Source organism: Treponema sp. R6D11 (genome assembly GCF_054786075.1).
Genome location: NZ_BDHD01001437.1, coordinates 1 through 293, shown reverse-complemented (window position 1 = coordinate 293; position 293 = coordinate 1). Strand labels below are relative to the sequence as shown.

Genomic DNA, 293 nt, shown 5'->3' with positions numbered 1-293 from the left:
TCTCGCCCGTCAAAGCCGATTCTTCGATTTTTAAGTTTGCAGATTCCATCAAAAGAAAGACGGAAGGGATTTGCCTACCAGCTTCTAAGATCACTATACCTCCTACGAAAACACCACTGGCTGGATTTTTTTTTATTCCGCCATCTCTTTTGACTACCGCGAGCGGGGCGCACATCTTTTTAAAAGCAGCGAGGGCTGCCTGCGCCTTCCCCTCTTGGATCCCCCCTAAAATCGAATTGAGAAGAAAAACCGCCAGTATAACGAAGGCGTCGCCAACGGAATGCTCCCAAATA

1 protein-coding gene is annotated in these 293 nt (G+C 47.8%); it reads right to left on the bottom strand.

The genetic code is table 11. The features are described from left to right. Positions 1 to 293: P-type ATPase (locus ACYVTD_RS19055; RefSeq protein WP_461249145.1), on the bottom strand; the 293-nt coding region annotated here is incomplete at both ends.